The following is a 19,907-nucleotide window of genomic DNA, read 5'->3' on the forward strand; positions in this document are numbered from 1 at the left end:
GTTCAGAGGATCTTCGGTGTAGCGCACAATGGATCACCGCGAAGCGATGCGGAACCGTTGGATTGTGACGCCCCGGTGTACGCATTCCGATACAGAGGCGTCCGCATAACGAACTCATTGCCCGTTTAGCGCAGTTGGCCCGATATAAGGCACGGATCGATCACGGCACGCTACCCGCGTAGCTACGGACTGATCAAGAGATCGCAAAGAAGGTAAAGAGAAACCCAAGTCAGCCCAGATTTTATTGACCTTGCATGAATTGCGTTGAAAAAGTCCGGCGTAGCCCGTAGGGGAGTGCCCTGCGGAGTCTCATCAGACCCTCCCTTGGGCCAGGAGCACCATGACCCCCCCAACTCCATCCGCGGCCCCGCTTGAGGTGACCGACGAGAGCGTCGAGAAGTCGATCACTTCTCCCGCCTCGAAGGCCAACGAGAGCCGGTCCCCGGGTCAGCTCGCATGGCGCCGTTTCAAACGGGACCGTACGGGCGTCATATCGGCGATCATCGTGATCTTCTTCTTCGCGATCGCGCTGGCCGCACCGCTGATATCCAAGCTCTACGGGAAAGATCCGTACACGACGTACGCGAGCCAGGACCCGGGTCTGCTCGACGCCTTCTCCTACCCGGCGGGTCCCAACGGCGGCATGAGCTCGCAGTTCTGGTTCGGCATCGAGCCGCAGCTGGGCCGCGACGTCTTCACCTTCCTGATCTACGGCATCCGGACCTCGCTGGGCATCGCCCTGGCCGCCACCCTGATCACCACCGCCGTCGGCGTCGTGGTCGGCGTGACCGCGGGTTATCTGGGCGGCAAGACGGACTACTTCGTCGGCCGGGTCATCGACATCGTGCTGTCGATCCCCTCGACGCTGTTCATCATCGCCTTCATGCCGGTGGTGTTCGGACTGTTCGTCGCCGCCGACGACAACATCCCGACCTGGCTGCGGGCCACCGCGCTCATCATCATGATGTCCTTCTTCGGCTGGGCGTCGATCGCCCGTCTGCTGCGCGGCCAGGTACTCGGCCTGCGCGAGCGGGAGTTCGTCGAGGCCGCCAAGGTGACCGGGGCGTCACCGGCGCGCATCGTCTTCAAGGAACTCCTGCCTAACCTGTGGACCCCGATCCTCATCCAGTCCACGCTCATGCTCCCGGCCTACGTGACCGCTGAGGCGGGCTTCGCCTTTCTCGGTGTCGGCATGATCGACCCGACCCCCGACTGGGGCGTCATGATCCAGCGGGGCGCCCAGTTCTACACCCAGGACTTCACCTTCATGCTCTTCCCGGGCCTGGCCATGGTGATCTTCGTCCTGGCGTTCAACCTGCTCGGCGACTCGGCGCGCGACGCGCTCGACCCGAAGTCCAAGCGCTGACCCATCTCTCATCTCCGGCCCGGTCAACGTCGTCCGGCTGGTCCCGTCCCACCCGTAAGGCAGGGTTCCTGTGTCTTTTTCCCGTAGAAACTTCATGATCGCCACCGGTGTGGTGGCCGCGTCGAGCTCGGTGCTGACCGCCTGTGGCAGCGGCAACTCGACCTCGAACAGCAAGGTCCCCTCGGTCAGCAAGGCCAAGCAGAGCAAGATCGAGGTCGGCACGAAGGCCGACTCGACGGGCCCGGCTCCCGAGGTCGCCGGCGCGGTCAAGGGCGGGACGATCTACGGGCTCGACCAGTTCGACATGGACCACCTCGACCCGGCCCAGATCTACGTCTCCACCGAGATCCTCATCACCACGCCGATCATGCGCGGCCTGACCGGCTACAAGCTCGACTCCAAGGGCGGCGCCACCCTGGTCGGCGACGTGGCCACGGACGCGGGTACGGCCAAGGACGGCGGCAAGACCTGGTCGTTCACCATCAAGGACGGCATCAAGTGGGAGGACGGCTCCGACCTCTCCATGGACGACGTCCGGCACACCTTCGAGCGGCTCTTCGCCTCCTTCGTCACCGAGGGCCCGCGCTACGTCCAGCAGTTCCTGGTGGGCGGCGACAAGTACACGGGCCCCTACGAGGGCAAGAGCCTCGACTCCATCGAGATCGACGGCAAGACCATCACCTTCCGCCTCAACGAGGCCCGCGGTGACTTCAACTTCACGCTGGCCGAGCGGGCGTACTCCTTCGTGAAGAAGTCGAAGGACACCAAGGAGAAGTACGACAAGCAGCCGTTCTCCTGCGGCCCGTACAAGATCTCCGCCCGCGACGTCGGCAAGTCGCTGACGTACACCCGCAACGAGCACTGGGACGCGGCGACGGACCCGATCCGCAACGCCTACCCGGACAAGTACCTCTTCCAGTTCGGCTACGAACTGCTGGCCTCGACCGACCGCTACATAGCGGACAAGGGCAACGACCAGTACACGATGTCGATCTTCAACGAGGTCGCCCCCGAGCGGATCGCCACGGTCCTCACCAACGCGAAGCTCAAGCAGCGGGTGCTCACCGCGGTCGACACGGTCACCTACTACTGGCCGATCAACACCACCCGGATCACGGACGTCAAGGTCCGCCAGGCCATCAACTACGCCTGGCCGAACCAGCAGTTGCAGACCATCCGCGGCGGCGCGTCCACCAGCGCGATCGCGACCACGATCTTCTCCCCGGTGACGCCCGGTTACGTGGAGTTCGACCTCTACGGCAAGACCACGAAGCCCGGCGGCGACCCGGTCAAGGCCAAGGCCCTCCTCAAGGAGGCCGGCAAGGTCGGGCAGAAGCTGGTCATCGCCTACCAGACGTCCGACAACGCGGTGAAGCAGGCCGTGGCGATCAAGAACGCGCTGGAGGCGGCCGGCTTCACGGTCGTCAACAAGCAGATCGACAAGTCGACCTTCTACACCCAGATCGGCAAGATCGACAACACGTACGACCTGTTCGCGGCCGGCTGGAGCCCGGACTGGCCGGGCGGCTACTCGGTCTTCTACCCCTGCTGGGACGGCGAGAACATCGGCGACGGCCGCAGCAACTACGCCCAGCTGAAGAACGCGAGCGTCGACAAGGCCATCGCGGCCGCCTCGCAGATCACCGACGCGGACGCGGCCAACAAGGCCTGGGGCGCCATCGACAAGCAGGTCATGGAACTCGCGGCCTGCGTCCCGGACTACCACGCCATCCGCAACTGGATGCACGGTTCGAAGGTCGGCGGCTTCGTCTACGACGCCGGAAACACCGGCATCGCGCTCACGAGGCTCTACGCCAAGGCGTAGGCGCCACACGGCACCAGGGGGCGGCCTCACCGGGCCGCCCCCCACCGGCCCCACACCCCTCACGCCCCGGCAACGGCGCCTCGCCCGGAGAGTCCTGACCCCATGTTCCGCTTCCTTGTCCGCCGTACGATCGGCGCGCTGGTCATTCTGCTGATCATCAGCGCCATCACCTTCTGGCTCTTCTACGCCGTCCCGCGTGACCCGGCCATGATGTCCTGCGGCAAGAACTGCACGCCGGCCTCGCTGGCACAGATCCGGCACAACCTGGGCATCGACCACCCGATCCCGGTCCAGTACTGGGACTGGCTGAAGGCCATCTTCGTCGGGCGTGACTACAGCGGCTTCGGACACTGCAACGCTCCGTGCCTCGGCTACTCCTTCGCCAACAACGAGCCCGTCTTCGGCACGATCATGGACCGGCTGCCGCTGACCCTCTCGCTCGCCTTCGGTTCGGCCGTCATCTTCCTGATCTTCGGTGTCGGCACGGGCATGATCGCGGCGTTGAAGCAGGGCAAGTTCCTGGACAAGTTCGCGACCTCGGCGTCGCTGCTCGGCTCCTCGCTCCAGATCTACTTCGTCGGCTACATCGCGCTGTACTTCCTGGTCTTCAAGACGGGCATCCTCGACCAGCCCTCGTACACGCCACTGACCGACAACCCCGTCTCGTGGTTCTCCGGACTGCTGCTGCCGTGGCTGGTGCTGTCGATCATCTTCACCGCCAACTACACCCGTATGGCCCGCTCCCAGCTGGTCGAGCAGCTCAGCGAGGACTACGTCCGCACCGCCCGTGCCAAGGGCCTCTCCCGTAGCAACGTGTTCCTGCGCTTCGCCTGGCGCGGCGCGATGGGTCCGATCGTCACGGTGTTCGGCATCGACCTGGGCACACTGATCGGCGGCGCGATCATCACCGAGCAGGTCTTCAGCCTCCAGGGCATCGGCCGCCTCGCGGTGATCTCCGTCATCCAGAGCGACCTGCCGATGCTGCTCGGCGTCACCGTGCTGGCGGCCGCGGCGATCGTCTTCTTCAACATCATCGTCGACGCCGCCTACGCCTTCATCGACCCGCGGATCCGGCTCGCCTGACCCTCCGCCCGTACCCCCTACCCCCCGCATCGCCCCCCAGGAGCGTCTCCGTGACGAGCACCGATCAGCAGCCCTTCCTCTCCGTCAGGGATCTCAAAGTCCACTTCTCCACCGAGGACGGCATCGTCAAGGCCGTCGACGGGCTCTCCTTCGACCTCGCCAAGGGCAAGACGCTCGGCATCGTCGGTGAGTCGGGCTCCGGCAAGTCCGTCACCAACCTGACGATCCTGGGCCTCCACGACCGCGACCGTACGGCGATCGAGGGCGAGATCCTGCTCGACGACAAGGAGTTGCTCACCGCGAGCGAGCGGGAACTGGAGCGGCTCCGCGGCAACAAGATGTCCATGATCTTCCAGGACGCGCTGGCCTCGCTGTCGCCGTACCACACCGTCGGCAAGCAGATCAGCGAGGTGTACCGCAAGCACACCGGCGCCTCCAAGAAGGAGTCCCGCGAGCGGGCGATCGAGATGCTGAAGCGGGTCGGGATCCCCCAGCCCGAGGTCCGGGTGGACGACTACCCGCACCTGTTCTCGGGCGGTATGCGCCAGCGCGCGATGATCGCCATGGCGCTGGTCTGCGACCCCGAGCTGCTGATCGCCGACGAGCCGACGACGGCCCTCGACGTGACGGTCCAGGCCCAGATCATGGACCTGCTGAAGGACCTCCAGCAGGAGTTCGGCACCGCCATCGTGTTCATCACGCACGACCTCGGCGTCATCGCCGACATCGCCGACGACGTCCTCGTGATGTACGGCGGCCGGTGTGTGGAGCGCGGCACCAAGAAGGAGGTGCTGACGGACCCGCAGCACCCCTACACGCTCGGTCTGCTCAGCTCCATGCCGAGCCTCGACGGACCGGTCGACGTGCCGCTGATGCCGATCCCGGGCTCGCCGCCCTCGCTGCTCAATCCGCCGTCCGGCTGCCGCTTCCACCCGCGCTGCACCTTCGCCGAGAAGGTCGAGGGCGGCCTGTGCTCCAGCGAGCGGCCCGTGCTGGAGGTGGTCGACGGCCGGGGCTCCGCCTGCCACCTCACCACCGGGCAGCGCCAGGAACTCTTCGCCGACATTCTCGCCGTAGCCCAGCACAACTGACGTACTAGAAACGGGACTTCCCATCATGAGCAACGCGAACCCCCTCCTGGACGTCAGCGGGCTGACCAAACACTTCCCGATCAAGGGCGGCTTCCCGATCCGGCGTACGGTCGGTGCCGTGCAGGCCGTCGACGGGCTGGACTTCCAGGTCGGCGAGGGCGAGAGCCTGGGCCTGGTCGGCGAGTCCGGCTGCGGCAAGTCGACGACGGGCCGCCTGATCACCCGGCTCCTGGAGCCGAGCGGCGGCCAGATCACCTACCGCGGCCAGGACATCACCCACGCCTCCCGCAAACAACTGGCGCCCATCCGGTCCGAGATCCAGATGATCTTCCAGGACCCGTACGCCTCGCTGAACCCGCGGCAGACGGTCGGCAAGATCGTGGCCGGCCCGATGGAGATCAACGACATCAACCCGGCCGGCGGCCGCGAGGCCCGCGTCCGTGAGCTGCTGGAGATCGTCGGCCTCAACCCCGAGCACTACAACCGCTTCCCGCACGAGTTCTCCGGCGGCCAGCGCCAACGCATCGGTGTCGCCCGCGCGTTGGCCCTCGAACCGAAGCTGATCGTCGCGGACGAACCGGTGTCGGCGCTGGACGTGTCGATCCAGGCGCAGGTGGTCAACCTGCTCCAGAAGGTCCAGAAGGAACTCGGCATCGCGTTCGTGTTCATCGCCCACGACCTGGCGATCGTCCGGCACTTCTCACAGCGAGTCGCGGTAATGTACCTCGGCAAGATCGTGGAGATCGCCGACCGCGACGACCTGTACGGCAACCCGCGCCACCCCTATACGCGGGCCCTGTTGTCCGCCGTGCCCGAGGCCACGGTGGACGAGACGCCCGCCCGCGACCGCATCCGGCTGGTCGGTGACGTGCCGTCGCCGATCAACCCGCCCACGGGCTGCCGTTTCCGTACCCGTTGCTGGAAGGCGACGGAGAAGTGCGCGACGGAGGCTCCGCCGCTGGTACAGGCCGAGGGCAACAAGCCCGGTCACCTGACCGCATGCCACTACCCCGAGACGGCGGACACCGTTCCGGCACCCCGTCTCGCCAAGGACCCCGAGGCGGCGGTCTGACACACCCCTTTAGTCAGCCGCCCCCTTCAGGAACGGACTTTCACCGGCCCATTGACCCGAGCCCATGAATGTCCGATCCAGGGGACGAAGGCCCGCGCCCACCCAGGCGCGGGCCTTCGCCATGAACGGGCGGTCCGGGATTCGGCGTGACACACTGCCGCAGTGGTTGATCGTTCGTTCGCGGATCCCTCGCTAGCAGCGCTGTACGACACCCTCAACCCGTGGGGGCCCGGCGACGACTTCTGTCTCGGGTTGGTCATGTCCGCCGGCTCCGTGCTCGATGTCGGGTGCGGTACCGGGCGATTGCTCGGGCGGGCCCGGCGGGAGGGGCATCGGGGGCGGCTGATGGGGCTCGATCCCGCCGCGGCGATGCTGGTGCGGGCGCGGGCTCATGAACCCGGCGTCGAGTGGGTGCTCGGAGATCTACGGGCGCGCGCGTGGCACTGCGAGTTCGAACTCGCCGTCATGACCGGGCACGCCTTCCAAGTGCTGCTCGGCGACGAGGAGTTGCGCCTCGCCCTACGTGCCGTACGTGCAGCTCTCGTACCCGGCGGGCGGTTCGTGTTCGAGACGCGGAATCCGGGGGCCCGGGCGTGGGAGACGTGGACGCCGGACCGGGTGCGGGAGATTCCCGACGGGTGTGGCGGGGTCGTACGCGTGTGGCACGAGGTCGAGTCCGTGGCGGCGGGCGAGGAACGCGTGACGTTCACCGAGACCTTCGAAGGCGCCCAGTGGGAACAGCCTCAAGTCGACCGAACCACCCTGCGGTTCCTCGACACCGACCCCTTGGACCGCTTCCTGAGCGAGGCCGGGTTTGTCGTCGTGGAGCGGTACGGCGACTGGGGGCGGGGGCCGTTGGTACTGGACAGTCCCGAGATCATTACCGTGGCCGAGACTACGAGCCGGTGCGGCTAGGGCGTTTCCCGGTTGCCGTTGGGCCACTCGCTTCTTGGCCAGTGTCGGACTTCCACGGCCCGACACTGACCAAGAAGCGGGCGGCCCAACGGTCACCTCACAACCCAGGGCCGCAGCAACCCCCTAGTCCTCCAACGACTCCTCCAGCGCAGCCAACGCCGGGTCCAGCACGATGTCCTCGCCCCGGCCCTCGATCGTCGGCTCCTCCGGGAAGTGGCAGGCCGTCAGGTGGGCGGGGCGGTTGCCCTCGATCTGGATCAGCGGTGGTTCCTCGGTCGCGCACTTGTCCTGAGCCTTCCAGCAACGGGTGCGGAAGCGGCAGCCGGAGGGGGGCGAGATCGGGGAGGGGACGTCGCCGGCGAGGCGGATGCGTTCGCGGCCGACCGTTTCGTTGTCGCTGAGGTTCACCTCGGGCACCGCGGACAGCAGGGCGTGGGTGTAGGGGTGCCGGGGGCGGGTGTAGATGGAGTCGCGGTCGCCCACCTCGATGATCTTGCCGAGGTACATGACCGCCACGCGGTGCGAGAAGTGTCGTACGACTGCGAGGTCGTGGGCGATGAACAGGAACGCGATGCCGAGTTCCTTCTGGACCTCCTGGAGGAGGTTCACGACCTGGGCCTGGATCGAGACGTCCAGGGCCGACACCGGTTCGTCCGCGACGATCAGCTTGGGTTCGAGGGCCAACGCGCGGGCGACACCGATGCGTTGGCGCTGGCCGCCGGAGAACTCGTGCGGGAAGCGGTTGTAGTGCTCGGGGTTGAGGCCGACGATCTCCAGCAGCTCACGAACGCGGGCCTCGCGGCCGCCCTCCGGCTGGATGTCGTTGATCTCCATCGGGCCCGAGATGATCTTGCCGACCGTCTGCCGCGGGTTCAGCGACGAGTACGGGTCCTGGAAGATCATCTGGATCTCGGAGCGGATCGGGGCCAGTTGTTTGCGGGAGGCGTGGGTGATGTCCTGGCCGCTGTAGGTGATCTTGCCCGCGCTCGGCTCCAGCAGGCGGGTGATCAGCCGGCCCGTCGTCGACTTGCCGCAGCCCGACTCCCCCACCAGGCCGAAGCTCTCCCCCACGTGCACGGTCAGGTCGATGCCGTCGACGGCCTGGACGGCGCCGACCGTACGGCGGATCGGGAAGCCGCCCTTCACCGGGAAGTGCTTGGTCAGGCCCTCCACCACCAGCAACGGGTCGCCGGAGGCTTCCGGTACCGCGTCGCGCGGGGCGGGCAGGACGAGGTCCTCTGTCATGACGTCTCCTCCTAGCCCAGTCGGGGCTTGATCTCTTCGATGAAGATGCTGCGCTTGTCGTCCGCCGTGAGGTGGCAGGCCGAGGCGCGGTCGGGGGCGAGCAGCGGGCGTTCGGTGACACAGCGGGTGCCGCCGACCCGGTCCTGGAAGGTGCAGCGGGGGTGGAAGCGGCAGCCCGAGGGCGGGTTCAGGAGGGAGGGCGGAGCGCCGGGGATCGGGTCCAGCGGCGCGCTCAGGTCCGAGTCCAGGCGAGGCATGGAGTTCAACAGGCCCCAGGTGTAGGGGTGTTGGGGTGAGCGGAGGACCTCGTTCGTCGAGCCGCGTTCCACCGCGTTGCCCGCGTACATCACCATGATGTCGTCGGCCATGTCGGCGATCACGCCCAGGTCGTGCGTGATGAAGACGATCCCGGAGCCGAACTCCTGCTGGAGGTCCTTCAGGAGGTCGAGGATCTGGGCCTGGACCGTGACGTCGAGGGCCGTCGTCGGCTCGTCGGCGATCAGCAGGTCGGGGTCGCAGACCAGCGCCATGGCGATCATCGCGCGCTGGCGCATACCGCCGGAGAACTGGTGCGGGTAGTCCTTCGCCCGTTCCTTCGGGTTGGGGATGCCGACCTTGCCGAGCATCTCCACCGCGCGCGCCCAGGCGACCTTCTTCGAGGCGCCCAGGTGCTTCATGTACGGCTCGGCGATCTGGCGGCCCACCGTGTAGTACGGGGAGAGGGCGGTCAGCGGGTCCTGGAAGATCATGGCGACTTTGTTGCCGCGCAGTTTCTCCATCTCGGACTCGCGGGCCGTGGTCAACTCCTGGCCGTCCAGGAGGATTTCGCCCTCGACGGTGGTGAACATCGGGTTGTGCAGGCCGAGGATCGTCAGGTTGGTGACCGACTTGCCGGAGCCCGACTCCCCCACGATGCCCAGCGTCTTGCCGCGTTCGACGTCGAAGGAGAGACCGTCGACGGCGCGCACGATGCCGTCCTCGGTCTTGAAGCTGACATGCAGGTCCCGCACCGAGAGAAGCGCACCCGCGTCGGCCGGCGAGGGAGCGCCGGCTTCCTTGGTCAATGTGGTCACGAGTGCTCCTAGGCCAGCCGCACGCGCGGGTCGATGAAGGCGTAGCAGGCGTCGACGATGATGTTGAAGAGGAGGATCATGGAGGCGGAGAAGATCATCACGCCCAGCAGCAGCGGCAGGTCGCTGAAGAACACCGCCTGGACCGCGAGGTTGCCGAGGCCCGGCAGGCTGAAGGTGTACTCGGTGATGATGGCGCCGCCGAGCAGTGCGCCCAGGTCGATGCCGAAGATGGTGACGATGGGGATCAGCGAGCCGCGCCAGGCGTAGCGGAAGAAGACGTATCTGCGGGACATGCCCTTCGCCTTGGCGGTGCGGACGTGTTCCTCCTGGAGCTGTTCGATCATCGCCGAGCGCGCCATACGGGTGTACTGCGCGGCGAAGATCGTGGACAGCACCACCCAGGGGATGATCAGCCCGGTGAACCAACTGACCGGGTTCGCGGTGAAGTTGTTGTACGCCGGCTTGTCGAAGATGTGGGTCTGATAGACCAGCAGCGCCAGTGCCAGCGGGCCCAGGAAGTAGATCTGCATCGAGCTGAGAACCATCGCTCCGGCCGTGGCCGTCTTGTCGATGATCGTGCCGCGCTTCCAGGCGGCGAGCAGGCCGGTGCCGAGGCCGATGAGCAGGAAGAAGAAGGCGCCGCCGAGGGTGAGCGAGATGGTGGTGGGCAGCCGGTCGATCAGCGTGGCCCAGACCTGGTCGTTGGTGTGGTACGAGTACCCGAAGCACGGGGCGGGGCAGGGCCCTTGGGCGAAGCCGTTGCTGCCCATGACGAGGTTCTTCAGGAAGATCCCGTACTGCGTGCTGATCGGCTTGTCGAGGCCGAGCACATGGTGGATGTTTGCGAGGCTGGTCGGGTTGCACGTCTTGCCGCACATCAGCAGCCCCGGGTCGCGTGGCATCCCGAAGAACAGCAGGAACGTGACGATGCTCAGCAGGAACAGGATGACAACGGCGCCGAGGGTCCGGCGGACGAGGAAGCGCAGCATGACAGGGGCAGCTCTCTGACGTCGGCGGGCCGCCCGGCACCCGGTGCGTCGCCCCGGAGGGGGACGGACGCAACGGGTGCCGGACGGACGGCGGTTACTTGACGAACAGGCGACGCGGGTCGACGCCGCCGATGACGTCGTCGTAGACGAGGCCGCCGACCTTGGAACCGGCGATCTGGGTCTGCTTGTAGTACGCGGTCGGGACGAAGGCGACGAGGTCCTTCACGAGGTACTCGTCGATCTTCTCCCAGGCGGCCGCGGCCTTGACCGGGTCGGTGATCTTGTTCGCCGCGTCGATGTCGGCGTTCACCTTGGGGTCGTTGACCTGCGAGTAGTTCTGCGCACCGTCGGCGATGCCGCGTCCGTCGTAGAGCGGCGGGACGACGGTCGAGGCGGACGGCCAGTCGGCGCCCCACGCGGTGTGGAAGATGTCGTAGTTGTTGTCCAGCTTGCTGACCTGGTCGTAGTAGGTCTCGGCCGGGATCTCCTGGCGCTGGACGTTGAAGCCGGCCTTCTTCAGGCCCGCCGCCATGGCGGTGGAGTACTGCTGGCCCTCGGGGGTGTTGGTGTAGCCGAAGGTGAGCTTCATGCCGAGCTTGCCGGCCTTCTTCAGCAGCGCCTTGGCCTTCTCCGGGTCACCGGCCGGCTTCTTCTTCTTGCCGAACGGGTCGAACGCGGCGTTGTAGCCGGAGACGGTCGGGCTGATGGTGCCGCCGGCGACCTCCATCGCGTCCGTGCCGCCGAAGGCACGGAGGAACGGCGTGATGGGCAGCGCGTAGGCGATGGCCTCACGCACCGTCTTGTCCTTCATGGCCGCGTGGCTGTTGTTGATGTTCATCTGTCCCACGTACGGCTGGTAGCCGGAGACCGTGCGGGACTTCAGCTTCGGGTCCTTGAGGACGCTGGACAGGTTGCCCGCGTCGACCTGGTTGTTGAAGCTGATGCCGGTCTGGTCCGCGCCGCTGTCCGCGAGGAGCGCCTTCGTCGACGTCTCGAACTGCTGGTTGAACGTGAAGTTGAACTGGTCCACGTACTGGTGGCGGATCGGGTCCGTCTTCGGGTCCCAGTTGGTGTTCTTCACGAGCACCATCGACTTGCCGGACTTGAACGACTGGATCTTGTACGGGCCGCTCGTCACCGGCGACTTGTCGTACTTCGCCTGGGTGTCACCCTTGGCGGAGACGACGGCGTAGCCCGCCATGGCCAGGGCGTACGGCAGGTCGGAGTGCGCCGTCTTGAAGTGGAAGATGATGGTCTTGGCGTCCGGGGTCTCCAGGACGCTGCTCGGCAGGTGCTTGCCCTTGTACGGACCGTCCGGCAGCAGCTTGCGGTAGTCGGCGCCGGAGGTGTCGGCCAGCCACTGCTGGAGGTAGGACGGGCCCTGGTTGATGAAGGGCGCGAAGAGCCGCTCGAAGGTCTGGCGGAAGTCCGCGGACGTGATCGGCGTGCCGTCGGCGAACTTGATGCCGTCCTTGAGCGTGTACTTCCAGGTCTTGCCGCCGTCCGTGGTGGTACCGGAGTCGGTGGCGAGGTCGCCGACGACCTCGTGGCCCTTGCCGTCGTTGGTGGTGGTCTTGTAGCCCGTGAGACCCCGGTGGATCAGGGTCGAGAGCGAGCCCTCGTCCGAGACGTATATCTGGGCCGGGTCGAGGTGGGCGTAGCTGTCACGCTGGAGGACCTCCATCGTGCCGCCCGACTTGGCGCCCGGTACGGCCGCGGCCGGTCCGGTGGAGTCCGCGGTGTCGCCGAACTTGATCGACTTCTGCTGTCTTGCCGCGTTCTCCTTGTCCTGCTTGTTGTTGTCGCTCGCGTCGCTGCCGCCCTTGCTGCAACCGGTGAGCACAAGAGCCCCGGCCGCGAGCACGGAGAGCGCGGCGTATACGTGGCGTCCGCCCCTACTCATCACTCAGTTTCCACCCATCTGTGTGTCACCAGTGCACAAAGGAATTCCCGTGCTGGATCGCCGTGCTGGATTGCTGTGTTGCCGTGCGGTAGCCGGGCGCGAACGCCCGCCAACGGACGGTCAGCGGGCCGTCTTGGGATCGAAGGCGTCCCTGACCGAGTCCCCGAGCAGGTTGAAGGCCACGATGAAGATGATCATCGAGACACCCGGGAAGAACATGTAGGTGATGTCGTTCGACATCACGAGTTCGGTGGACGCCTTGGAGAACATCTGTCCCCAGTCCGGCGTCGGTTCGACGATGCCCACGCCCAGGTAGGACAGGCCGGCCTCGGCGGTCACGAAGCCGGGAAGCATGTACGTGGACTGCACGAGGATCGGCGTGACCACGTTCGGCAGGATCTCTCTGCTGATGATCCGCCAGGACGAGGCTCCGCTGACCCGGGCCGCCTCGATGAACTCCCGTTCGCGCAGCGCCAGACTGGTGCCGCGCAGGATGCGGGCCAGGCTCATCCAGCCCAGGAACCACTGCACCGCGATGAGGGCCACGACACGGACGTACGTCGGTGTCTCGTCGGTCGGGCTCACGAAGAGCGACACGACGACCGGCATGCTCGCGATGAAGAACAGCTGGGCGGGGAAGGCCAGCAGGAAGTCGATGACCCGGCTGATGAAGTAGTCGGACTTGCCGCCGAGGAAGCCGGCCGCGACGCCGAGCAGGATGCCGGTGAGGACGGTCGCGATCGTCACGCAGACGGAGATCATCAGCGAGGTGCGGATGCCGTAGAGGAGCTTGGTGAAGACGTCGTAGCCGTTGCCCGGTTCGAGGCCGAACCAGAACTGGCTGCTGATCCCGCCGTTGGGCTGCAGCGGGACGCCCGCGCTGTCGAAGAGCTCGGGGCGTTCGTCCGCGTACACGGTGTACGGGTCCTTGCCGTACAGCTTGGAGATCAGTGGTGCGAGGAGTCCGACGAGGAAGAAGAAGGCCACGACGTAGGCCGAGATCACGCCGGTGCGGTCGCGCTTGAAGCGGATCCACATCAGCTGGCCGGGCGACCGGCCCTCCATCTTCTTGGCCTCGGGTTCCGCCTGCGGCCCTGGTTCGCCGTCGACGACGACCGAGGTTCCGCCGCCCTCAATGTCGATAGGACTTGTCACTGTTCGCCCATTTCACAGGTGTGGGTGTGCCGAGCGGGCGACCGCCGCAGGGTGTGCGCGATCACCGGTCGGAGCTAGGAAAGAGGTCCCGAGCGTCCCGGTGCGGTGGGAGATCCCGCAGCCGGACGCGCGTAGTTGAACGGCGGCACTGGACCGCCGGCCGACTCCTCAGAGCCAATCTCCGTATGGGCGGGCGAGGTTGCTACTGACGGACGGCGTGTCCCACCTGGCGTTCATGACACCACGCATGGGGCTCCTCCTCATGACTCCACGTGTTCACCAACAGGAGGGGGTTCACGTCTTTCCTCCGCCACCCCTGGCGGAGGGTCAGACACCCCCTGGTGCTCGCGAGTCGGCGCCGTCCCCACGGCGCGCTGACCCATTGACCCGAGCGCTACGCGGCTAACTATCTGCCATGTGCCAGGTGCCGACCACTGTCTTTAAATCTCAATTCAGTCACAGCTCGCCCGTACATCTTCCAAAACATGGACAAACTGTTCGATGCGAGAAGGCCACGAAACGGACTTGTTACATGGGTATCGGGCGAGGATCTCCGCATTACGGACAGACCGTCCCGGGGAACAGGGCGAAAATCAGTTGCAAAAAGCCCGGGCACCCCCAAGATGGGGGCACCCGGGCTCAGTTGGCCGGTAACAGCGCCTCGAACGGCCTGCGATCGTATGCGTCAGCCGTGCTTGGCGCGGCTCGCGGAGCGGCCGCGCTCCTTCTGGTCGAGCACGACCTTGCGGATGCGAACGGCCTCCGGGGTCACCTCGACGCACTCGTCGTCGCGGCAGAACTCCAGGGACTGCTCCAGCGAGAGCTTGCGCGGCGGCACGATCGCCTCGAACGAGTCGGCGGCGGCCGAGCGCATGTTGGTGAGCTTCTTCTCCTTGGTGATGTTCACGTCCATGTCGTCGGCGCGCGAGTTCTCGCCGACGATCATGCCCTCGTACACCTCGGTGCCGGGGTCGGTGAACAGCACACCGCGCTCCTGGAGGTTCGTCATCGCAAAGGCGGTGACGGCACCGGCGCGGTCGGCGACCAGCGAACCGTTGTTACGGGTCGTCAGCACACCGAACCACGGTTCGTGGCCCTCGTGGATGGAGTGGGCGATGCCCGTACCGCGCGTCCCGGTCAGGAACTCGGTACGGAAGCCGATGAGACCGCGGGACGGGACGACGAACTCCAGCCGGACCCAGCCCGAGCCGTGGTTCGACATGTTGTCCATCCGGCCCTTGCGGACGCCCATGAGCTGCGTGACCGCGCCCATGTGCTCCTCGGGCACGTCGATCGTCATGCGCTCGACCGGCTCGTGCACCTTGCCGTCGATGATCTGGGTGACGACCTGCGGCTTGCCGATGGTCAGCTCGAAGCCCTCGCGGCGCATCTGCTCGACCAGGATGGCCAGCGCCAGCTCACCGCGGCCCTGCACCTCCCAGGCGTCGGGACGCTCGGTGTCGAGCACGCGCAGCGAGACGTTACCGATCAGCTCGCGGTCCAGGCGGTCCTTGACCTGACGGGCGGTCACCTTGCGGTCCTTGACGGCCGCCTTCGCGGAGGCGCCCTTGCCGGTGCCGCCGCGGCCGACGAGCGGCGAGGTGTTCGTACCGATGGTCATGGAGATCGCCGGCTCGTCGACCGTGATGAGCGGCAGCGCGATCGGGTTCTCGGGGTCGGCGAGGGTCTCGCCGATCATGATGTCCGGGATACCGGCCACGGCGCAGATGTCACCGGGGCCCGCCATCTCGGCCGGCTTGCGGGTGAGCGCCTCGGTCATCAGCAGCTCGGTGATGCGCACGTTGGACATCGTGCCGTCGCGCTTGATCCACGTGACGGTCTGGCCCTTGCGCAGCTCGCCCTGCTCGACGCGGAGCAGCGCGATACGGCCGAGAAAGTTGTCCGCGTCCAGGTTGGTGACGTGCGCCTGGAGGGGGGCGGCCTCGTCGAACTCGGGGGCCGGGACGTGCGACAGGATCGTGGTGAAGAACGGCTCCAGGTTGTCGCTGTCCTGCGGGACGGTGCCGTTCTCGGGCTTGGTCAGCGAGGCCACGCCGTCACGCGCACACGCGTAGACGATGGGGAACTCGATCTGCTCCTCGTCCGCGTCCAGGTCCAGGAACAGGTCGTACGTCTCGTTGACGACCTCGTCGATCCGGGAGTCGGGGCGGTCCGTCTTGTTGATGCACAGGATGACGGGCAGGCGCTGCTGGAGCGCCTTGCGCAGCACGAAGCGGGTCTGGGGCAGCGGGCCCTCGGACGCGTCGACGAGCAGCACCACCGCGTCCACCATCGACAGACCGCGCTCGACCTCGCCACCGAAGTCGGCGTGGCCCGGGGTGTCGATGATGTTGATGGTGATGACGTCGCCGCCATCCTTCGGGTGGTACTTCACGGCCGTGTTCTTGGCCAGGATCGTGATGCCCTTCTCACGCTCCAGATCGTTCGAGTCCATCATTCGGTCGTCGAGCGATTCGGCGGCGTGCGCGGCGAAGGCACCGGCCTGCTTCAGCATGGCGTCGACGAGGGTCGTCTTCCCGTGGTCGACGTGGGCGACGATGGCGACGTTGCGGATGTCGTGGCGCGTGGCCATATTGCGGCGAACTCCCGGAGAGTGAGGAAGGCCTGCGCGTACGTCTGTGTTACGCGGACCCTGCCGGGCTGGACACGCCACGGCCTTACCCCATCGTACGTGGCGTACGGGGAAGGGGCCTCCGCAGGGCCTTACGGGCGGCGCCGGGACCGGTCAGACGCCGGTCACGGCAAGGGATCCGGCGGGGCACAGCTTCGCCGCGGCGACCTTGGCCGGGGCGCCCTCGGAGGGCTGGGAACAGGGCAGGAACCCACCGCCGTAGGTGTCCCAGGTGTGCACGTGGCCGTGCACCGGCGGGTTCAGTCCGCAGGTGTATGTGAAGTCGGCCTCCACCAGGTCGACCGACTCCCAGGCGTAGTACGGCTGCCGGGGTCCGACGAGCTCGTCGAAGAAGTCCGTCTCCTCGCGCCCGGCCGTTTCGGACGGTCCGGCGAGCGGGTTGTCCGTCTTGAGGTGGGCGCCCAGGGCCTGGATCACGCGGGCGGGGGCGACGCCCTTGGGCGGGTGGGTCACGGTGGGGCGGTAGACGGTGCCGGAGACGGGTTCGATGACACCCTGGTATCCGCCGTCGGCGTACGTGATCCGGTCGGGCAGCCCGGTCAGCCGCTCGACGTGCCGGATGCCGGACCAGGCGTACGTCCCGTGCGCGCAGATCGTGGCCGCGTCGGCGGAGAGCCGGCTGCTGCCCGCCGTGACTCCGCAACCCGCCGAACTCGCACCCAGTACCACCACGGCCACCGCCGCTCCCCAACCCCGCATGCCCCACCCCCGTACGACAACCGCCGCCCCGCAGGTAGCTGCGGGACGGCGGCCGTGCTCGTCATGTGCGGGTGATGCTAATCCCTCAGTCCTTTGTCGGGCTCGCCGAGGGGTGGGCGCCCTTCTTCAGGAAGCCCATGTCCTCGTAGACCGGGGTCTGGAAGCCGAAGGAGCCGGCGTTGACGACGGTCTTGCGGGCGGCCGTGAGCTGGGGGCGCTGGTAGAGGGGGATCGAGCCGGCCGCCGCCCAGATGCGGGCGTCGGCCTTGCGGACCAGGGCGGCGGACTCGTCCTCGTCGAGGGTGGAGGCGGCCTGGTCGAAGAGCTGGTCGACCTGGTCGGTGCCGACGCGGGTGTAGTTCTGCTCGACGTTCAGGGAGCCGTCCGCGGCCGGGACCGGCTTGGCGAAGATCGGGCGGGCGTCGGTGGCGGGGAAGGCGGACGCGGGCCAGGAGTAGAGGGCGAGGTCGTACTGGCCGGACGCGATGTGGTCCTTGAAGTAGCTGACGTCGGAGACCTTGGTGATCTCCGTGCGGATGCCGACCTTCTCCAGCATCCGGGAGATGCTGTCGGCGACCGTGCTCAGCGACTCCGAGCCGGTCCCGGAGGGGAGCACGAAGCGGAGGGTGAGCGGCTTGCCGTCCTTCGCGAGCGGCCCGGTCTTCGCGCCCGCCGGAGCGGCCGTGCCCTTGGGGGCGTACGCGCCGGGCGCGCCGCCCTGCTTCACCTTGCGGCCGTCGTACTGCTTGCCGTCGGCGAGGTGCTTGGAGCCCTCGTCGCCGTGCCCGTGCTTCTTGGTGTGGTCCTGCGGGTCCTTGTTGTCCTCGCCGACGATGTACTGCCCGTCGGAGCCGCCCTCGGACTCGGCCTCGTCGTCGGACTTCTTGCCCTTCTTGCTCTCGGCGCCGGCCGCCTTCTCGCCCTTGTCCTTGAGCGGTCCGCCGGGCACCCAGCCGGCGTCGGCGAGCAGCGCCTGCGCCTCCGCGGTGTCGTGGTCGCCGAGCGCGCCGCTGTTGTCGGCGTACGCGGCCTGCCCGGAGAGCGCGAGGTGGCTGCCGACCGGCACGGCGGGCAGGCCGAGCGGCTTGAGTACGACCTTCGCCAGCTCGGTGCGGTCGAGCGCGCGGGCCACCGCACGGCGGACGCGCTCGTCGGCGAGGGGGCCCTCGGAGCCGTTGAGGGCGAGCTGGGTGTACGCGGGCTCGAAGGAGCGGCGGACGGTGAAGGCGCGCAACTCGTCCTGCTGGCGCAGGTACGTGGCGACCGCCTTGCGCTCCTTCTTGCTGAGCTTCTTCTTCTGCCGGCTCTCGTTCTTGTTCTCGTCCTTGCCCGTGGGGCTCGCGCCCTGGAGCGGGGTGCTGGTGCCCTTGGCGCGGCCCGCGAGCGCGATCCGGCTCGCGTCGGCGGGGTCGATCTCGGCCAGGTCGACCGTGCCGTCGGCGAGCGCCGCGGCCCGCTTGTCAAGCGGTACGGCGTGCAGCACGATCTGGGAGAGCTTCGCGGGCCGGCCCCACCAGTGCGGGTTGCGGGCGAGGACGATCTCCTTGTCCTTGCGGTCGATCTTCTGCACCCCGAAGGCGCCGGCGGTGACCTTCAGCTTGCGGCGCGCGCCGTCGTTGAAGGCGTCCGGGGTGCCCATGACGTCCTTGGGATACAGCGGCGAGAACAGCGCCTTCCAGTCGGCGTACGGCCTGCTGAAGGTGACCTTGACCTCAAGGTTGTTGGCGCCGCGCTCGATCTTCTCGATGCGGTCGTAGCCGGCGTTGCGCGCGGTCCAGTACGCGGAGTCCTTGCCGGACAGGGCGCGCCACTGGGCGGCGAAGTCGGCGGCGCCGATCTCGCGGCCGTCGCTCCACACGGCCTGCTGGTCGAGCTTGTAGAGGACGACCTCCTTGGGCTCGGTGTCGACGACCTTCGCGGACTCCAGGTAGTCGGCGTCGCGCTGCGGGCGGCCCTGCGCGTCGAGCCGGAACATGGCGGGCAGGACGGCCTGGGCGACGCGGGTGGTGGCGTCGTCGGCGTCCGACTGGAAGGTGTTGAGGGTCTCCGGTACGTCGTCGACGGCCCAGTTCAGGGTGCCACCGTCGGCGACCAGGTCACGGCCGACGGGGGCGATGTCCTGGCCGGCCAGCGGCTTGCCCGATTCGTCGTCGGAACCGCATGCCGCGAGGGTGGGCACCGCGAGCGCGCCCGCGGTGAGGAAGGCGACCGAGCGCATGACCGCGCGCAGTCTGACGCCGTCGTGGGACATCACTGCTACCTCCGGTAAACCGCGGGACTTCTGATCACTTTTGGCCGTATATGGTGCTGATCAGATCTTTGCGGCCACTGAAGAGGAAACGGTTCGGCCATGGGGGGAGACACGGCGGAGGGCGCCGGGAAGCCCACCCGTGCGGCGCAATGTTCGAATCTGCCCCCGTACACACCAACGCACCCCGGCCAATCCGTGCACACCGCTTCCCACCGGTAGGTGTGACGCGCAACACTCGCAGGCGCATGAACGTTGCCGTCCAGGGCCGACGCCCGCGGAAGTGAGGTCACGTCATGTCCGTGCACGACGAACTGACGTCAGTCCAGCGCTGTCTCGACGACCTGTTCAGGTCGGTGGGACGGCTGGAGAACCAATTCGGCAGCGGCGGCCTGGAGATGCGCAGGGTCAAGGCCGACGCCGACCGGCTACGCGAGAGCGTCGCGCTGCTGCGCGACGCCGCACCAGGGATCGAGCGCCCCCGGCGCCCCGATCTCGTCTCCATCCCCGACACCCCCTACGACAACACCCTGTGGACGGACTCGGACGACGAAGGACTCGGCGCCCACGACCGCCACGCACCCTGAACC

General features: G+C 67.3%; 15 protein-coding genes. 7 read left to right on the forward strand and 8 right to left on the reverse strand.

Annotation, left to right across the window (positions count from 1 at the left end):
- The first annotated feature begins 340 nt into the window (after positions 1 to 340).
- The 6 genes from ACGFY9_RS42220 (at position 341) to ACGFY9_RS42245 (ending at position 7,352) form a co-directional block, all read left to right on the forward strand.
- Positions 341 to 1,366, forward strand: a complete 1,026-nt coding sequence (locus tag ACGFY9_RS42220; protein WP_393763419.1) for an ABC transporter permease — start codon at positions 341 to 343, stop codon at positions 1,364 to 1,366.
- A gap of 94 nt (positions 1,367 to 1,460) precedes the next feature.
- Positions 1,461 to 3,191, forward strand: coding sequence for an ABC transporter substrate-binding protein (locus ACGFY9_RS42225; RefSeq protein WP_393763421.1), 1,731 nt, complete (start codon positions 1,461 to 1,463; stop codon positions 3,189 to 3,191).
- 102 nt (positions 3,192 to 3,293) lie between these two features.
- Positions 3,294 to 4,274, forward strand: a complete 981-nt coding sequence (locus tag ACGFY9_RS42230) for an ABC transporter permease (protein ID WP_393763423.1) — start codon at positions 3,294 to 3,296, stop codon at positions 4,272 to 4,274.
- 50 nt (positions 4,275 to 4,324) lie between these two features.
- Positions 4,325 to 5,365: an ABC transporter ATP-binding protein gene (locus tag ACGFY9_RS42235; RefSeq protein WP_393763425.1), complete on the forward strand. Its 1,041-nt coding sequence runs from the start codon at positions 4,325 to 4,327 to the stop codon at positions 5,363 to 5,365.
- 25 nt (positions 5,366 to 5,390) lie between these two features.
- Positions 5,391 to 6,437 carry an ABC transporter ATP-binding protein gene (locus ACGFY9_RS42240; RefSeq protein WP_393763427.1) on the forward strand — a complete coding sequence of 349 codons (1,047 nt, stop codon included), beginning with the start codon at positions 5,391 to 5,393 and terminating at the stop codon, positions 6,435 to 6,437.
- Positions 6,438 to 6,599: 162 nt separating this feature from the next.
- Positions 6,600 to 7,352, forward strand: coding sequence for a class I SAM-dependent methyltransferase (locus ACGFY9_RS42245; protein ID WP_393763429.1), 753 nt, complete (start codon positions 6,600 to 6,602; stop codon positions 7,350 to 7,352).
- A 123-nt stretch (positions 7,353 to 7,475) separates the two neighbouring features.
- Here the strand turns inward: ACGFY9_RS42245 and ACGFY9_RS42250 are convergent, their stop codons facing one another.
- The 8 genes from ACGFY9_RS42250 to ACGFY9_RS42285 all read right to left on the reverse strand — a co-directional run bounded on the left by ACGFY9_RS42250 (position 7,476) and on the right by ACGFY9_RS42285 (position 19,320).
- Complete coding sequence (locus tag ACGFY9_RS42250) at positions 7,476 to 8,597, reverse strand: ABC transporter ATP-binding protein (protein ID WP_393763430.1); 1,122 nt, start codon at positions 8,595 to 8,597, stop codon at positions 7,476 to 7,478.
- An 11-nt stretch (positions 8,598 to 8,608) separates the two neighbouring features.
- The gene (locus ACGFY9_RS42255; protein WP_393763432.1) at positions 8,609 to 9,670 is read right to left on the reverse strand and encodes an ABC transporter ATP-binding protein; all 1,062 of its coding nucleotides are present in this window, start codon (positions 9,668 to 9,670) and stop codon (positions 8,609 to 8,611) included.
- An 8-nt stretch (positions 9,671 to 9,678) separates the two neighbouring features.
- Positions 9,679 to 10,659 (reverse strand): ABC transporter permease, encoded by a 981-nt coding sequence (locus ACGFY9_RS42260; protein ID WP_393763434.1) that lies wholly within the window; start codon positions 10,657 to 10,659, stop codon positions 9,679 to 9,681.
- Between the two features lie 94 nt (positions 10,660 to 10,753).
- Positions 10,754 to 12,562, reverse strand: coding sequence for an ABC transporter substrate-binding protein (locus ACGFY9_RS42265; RefSeq protein ID WP_393763436.1), 1,809 nt, complete (start codon positions 12,560 to 12,562; stop codon positions 10,754 to 10,756).
- Positions 12,563 to 12,682: 120 nt separating this feature from the next.
- Positions 12,683 to 13,717: an ABC transporter permease gene (locus ACGFY9_RS42270; RefSeq protein ID WP_393763438.1), complete on the reverse strand. Its 1,035-nt coding sequence runs from the start codon at positions 13,715 to 13,717 to the stop codon at positions 12,683 to 12,685.
- Between the two features lie 685 nt (positions 13,718 to 14,402).
- Positions 14,403 to 16,310: a translational GTPase TypA gene (gene typA, locus ACGFY9_RS42275; RefSeq protein WP_393763440.1), complete on the reverse strand. Its 1,908-nt coding sequence runs from the start codon at positions 16,308 to 16,310 to the stop codon at positions 14,403 to 14,405.
- A gap of 153 nt (positions 16,311 to 16,463) precedes the next feature.
- Positions 16,464 to 17,048, reverse strand: a complete 585-nt coding sequence (locus ACGFY9_RS42280) for a hypothetical protein (RefSeq protein WP_393763442.1) — start codon at positions 17,046 to 17,048, stop codon at positions 16,464 to 16,466.
- Between the two features lie 106 nt (positions 17,049 to 17,154).
- A complete protein-coding gene (locus ACGFY9_RS42285) occupies positions 17,155 to 19,320 on the reverse strand; it encodes an ABC transporter family substrate-binding protein (RefSeq protein ID WP_393763443.1) in 2,166 nt (721 codons plus the stop codon).
- 293 nt (positions 19,321 to 19,613) lie between these two features.
- Here ACGFY9_RS42285 and ACGFY9_RS42290 point away from each other — a divergent pair, with 293 nt between their 5' ends.
- Positions 19,614 to 19,904, forward strand: coding sequence for a hypothetical protein (locus tag ACGFY9_RS42290; RefSeq protein WP_019058435.1), 291 nt, complete (start codon positions 19,614 to 19,616; stop codon positions 19,902 to 19,904).
- Positions 19,905 to 19,907: the final 3 nt, after the last annotated feature.

The sequence above is a fragment of the Streptomyces sp. NPDC048504 genome, assembly GCF_043200035.1.
Taxonomy (GTDB): Bacteria; Actinomycetota; Actinomycetes; order Streptomycetales; family Streptomycetaceae; genus Streptomyces.